Raw genomic sequence first — 3,449 nt, 5'->3', positions numbered from 1 at the left:
TTGTGCCAGCACACTGGCTGAAGTCAGAAAAAACAGCGCCGGAAACATACCGGACTTCAGACGATGAATAATATTCAGCACCGGACTGTCCTCCTGCTTACTGGTACTCAATACTTACCGGCAGTGACACCCGCCAGCGTTCCGGCATCATGCCGTTCAGACGTAATTCACCACTGCCTGCCACAGTCTGTGCACCATACGCACCTTCAACCTGACGCAGGGAGGCATCACTGAAATGACTCACTCCCGAATAACCACTGATGGTCATTGTCTGCAGCCAGCCGGGGCCTTCGCCACTGAACATCTTCTGCAGAACACCCGGAATATCAGAAGCCTTCATGGCTGTGCTTTCACCAGGCAGACCATTCACATTCAGGTCGTCATACACACCGGCATACGCCGGCTGTCCGTCCTTCACATGGCGCAACACCCCCGCAGCCTGCATTCTGAAAACAAATGTGCCTGCCCGGACGTTATTATCTCCGGTGACAGGCAGCGTCACCTCCGCCACGCCTGGTGCTGTCCATTCAAGCGAAAATCCCTCAGTACCCTTTCCGTAACTGACCCGGGGAGAAAGCCCCTCACGTCCTGCCGGTGTGGTCAGGGTGGTTTTTCCCAGTAAAACGGTCATCGCCGGCAGTGCGACCGGAATTGCCTGCTCACCGTCACGAACACCGCGGCTCTGTTTAACCTCCAGACCTTCATTTCCCTGTCCGACTTTCCATACCCACGGATTACGGGTGCTGGTCACCGGGCCTTCCAGCTTAAGCTCTCCGCTGAAATCTTCTCCCGGCGTGTTCCAGGCCAGTACACAGGAAGGCAGGAGGCTGGCAGCAAACAGAAACAACGTCACCTTTTTCATTTCTCTTCTCTCCTTATATCCCTGCAACCATCACTGTACCGTGACCGTCACATTCAGCCCTGCCTGCCATGCTGCAGGCGTGCCCTCTGCCGGTAGCCGCAGTTCAAAATCCGATACCGCTGAGGCATATGCCGCAGCCAGATTCATCACCCGACCGTCAGCCAGTACCCCCTGACTGATAACCTGTCCGTTATCCACCGCATTCATGCCATTGCCAAAATTCTGATTCATCAGTAACAGAGAAGAGAGTCGGGCTTTCAGCCCCTGTGGCAACGTTCCTGACTGTACATCCGTCACGCTCTGTCCACTGACCAGTGACATCCCGACCGGTACGGATGCCCCGTCTTCCTGTCTGCCGGCGCTGACGACCATCCCCTGGTTCAGGGTGAAAGAAAGCTGTCCCGACACATTTCCCGTCTCCGGGTCACGCACCGGGACAGAGGCGCGGAAATGCTGTGCTGAGGTACCATTTCCTTCCGTCACAGTAAAAGGCTGTCCGTTACTGCTGAAGGTAATAAAGGGGGTGAATCCGGGACCACCTCGCTCAGCCACTTCATGCAGATGCCCCTCCAGAAACGGCAGAGCCCCTTTATCACGCAAATTAAAAACCAGTTGTCCGTTCTCTGTACGCGCATCTGCAGTATCCACTGCCCAGGTCTGGTCCGGCGAGCTTATCTGCCAGGTCCATTTGGGGGCTTCGTCAGTGACAAAACCATTAAACTGAATTTCGCCACCATCAAGAATATCTGCATGTGGCGCTGCCGAATAAAACAGGACCACCGAAATAATGGCTGAAAGAAGGGATTTATAATGATGCGCTATTTTCATTGTTATTTACTCTGCTCTGTTCCGGAGTACATAAAAATAAAAACCAGTTCATTCAAACGTGTTCCCACTGAAAACAATACAGAACCGACATGCGTCACAACGCATTCCGACAGAAAAAACACCTGCTCCAACATCCCGGTTCCGTATATTCAGGTCACCGGAAACAGTGACCTGAATTTTTAATCAGCAGTAAACGGGGGATAGCTTACTGCCGGACTCTGCTGAATTACTGGTAAGAAACAGTAACTGGCAGAGAAGCGTTCCACTGGATTGGATCATCGCTGGAAGCAGCCTGATCAAGGGTGATCACGATAGAGCTATTGGCAGGGATACCTGCACCATAAAAGCCAGAATATGATTTAAGTCCATCATTAAAGAAAATTTCGTCTTTAATAGCCTCACCATCGACGTTTTGTTCGTTATAATTTGCCACAATTTCAGCATCATATTTCTGAGCGATAGCATAACCATATTGTGATGCGCCTTCAGCAGTTTTACTCAAACCACCAAAGAAGGCATTCCCCATACGGGGCGCAAAAAGTGAATATTTATTCGCATCGTATCCTTCGCCGCGGAACGATGCTTCCGCACCACTTTCAAATGATGCTTGCATTGTACCGATTTTGCTCTCCCCTTGTTTGACATCCAAAGTTAAAGTTGCAACACCATTAGAGAACGAATCAAGATTAACAGCCCCATTAAAATCAATAGATGGGGTAATATCGCTTGCCCACCCTGGGAAAACATCTCGTGTTTGAGTGCGAATACCCATAATAAGAGCATTTTTAGGCATTTTTACTTCAACAACCTTCTGCCCCCTGCCAATGCTCGCATCCAAACCTTTTATTTCAGAGCCCATCTTAACTTCCCACGGGGTTACTTTTTCTACCGGAGTCAGGGTACCGCCCAGGTCAACAGAACCACCAGTGCCATTCGGAGTCCACGCCATGGCAGAACCAGATACTGCAGCAGAGGCAGCCACAGCCAGTGCAATCAGAGTCTTTTTCATAAAATAAATTCCTTGATATTTCATAAATAATAAACTGAAATCGGTAATCCTTATTTTTCCGGAATTACCGCAAAACTATCCCCTGCGGATTCATTTAAATAACCGCATTTCATTAAACACTGTGTTTAACTCAGAATAGTTTTACGTTATTCCCGTTTAAAAATACGGTAAATCCCTTTACCAATATGACCCGTTCCGGAGTCACGGATGTATTGCATCTGTTGTCGGAGATGAATCCTCAGTCTTCCACCTGCAGCGCTATCTGCAGATTTCCCCGGTAACTGACCGGGACTTCCAGCTCTGCCGGTGCATCCGTTCTTAACTCAACCAGCTTCTGTGCCTCAGGTACGGTTATCACCACATCCTCACCCAGCTGTCTGGCGCTGAGTGCCACTCTCTTTCCGTCAACCATCAGGGCCGTCTTCAGGGTGATGCGGGCTTCCCCGTTATCCGGCAGTATCTGCTTCACCGTGATATACGCCAGGCCACCGGATGCCGCCCTGAACTCTGCGTTGCGGATGGTCAGGCTGCCGGGAAGAGGCGTCGTGTCTCCACTCCGGTACAGCACCGGGTCTGTCGGTGTACGTGTCACCTTCACCACACTGTTACCTGACACCTGACCATTCACCACACCCAGATACTGCGTTTTCTCGCTGTATTCAGCGGCCAGTGCTGACTGAATACTGAGTGCACTCAGGACCAGGGTGGCTGCCATCATTGTTTTCTTCATTTATTACCCCTCTGTTCCGT

The 3,449-nt window shown here is 50.6% G+C and carries 4 protein-coding genes and 1 pseudogene; all 5 read right to left on the bottom strand.

Annotated features, from left to right (window positions below; genetic code table 11):
• Positions 1-81, bottom strand: a pseudogene (locus C0K55_RS25340) (fimbrial protein); the annotation flags it as partial.
• 16 nt (positions 82-97) lie between these two features.
• Positions 98-862: a F4 (K88) fimbria minor subunit FaeI gene (gene faeI, locus C0K55_RS25335; RefSeq protein WP_000758123.1), complete on the bottom strand. Its 765-nt coding sequence runs from the start codon at positions 860-862 to the stop codon at positions 98-100.
• Between the two features lie 30 nt (positions 863-892).
• Positions 893-1,690 (bottom strand): F4 (K88) fimbria minor subunit FaeH, encoded by a 798-nt coding sequence (gene faeH / locus C0K55_RS25330; RefSeq protein WP_105283366.1) that lies wholly within the window; start codon positions 1,688-1,690, stop codon positions 893-895.
• Positions 1,691-1,916: 226 nt separating this feature from the next.
• Positions 1,917-2,699, bottom strand: a complete 783-nt coding sequence (locus tag C0K55_RS25320; protein ID WP_105283453.1) for a hypothetical protein — start codon at positions 2,697-2,699, stop codon at positions 1,917-1,919.
• Between the two features lie 238 nt (positions 2,700-2,937).
• Complete coding sequence (gene faeF / locus C0K55_RS25315; protein ID WP_105283452.1) at positions 2,938-3,429, bottom strand: F4 (K88) fimbria minor subunit FaeF; 492 nt, start codon at positions 3,427-3,429, stop codon at positions 2,938-2,940.
• Positions 3,430-3,449: the final 20 nt, after the last annotated feature.

The sequence above is a fragment of the Escherichia sp. MOD1-EC6098 genome (assembly GCF_002965865.1).
GTDB classification, from domain to species: Bacteria; Pseudomonadota; Gammaproteobacteria; order Enterobacterales; family Enterobacteriaceae; genus Escherichia; species Escherichia marmotae.
This window is presented reverse-complemented; position numbering and strand designations above follow the sequence as displayed.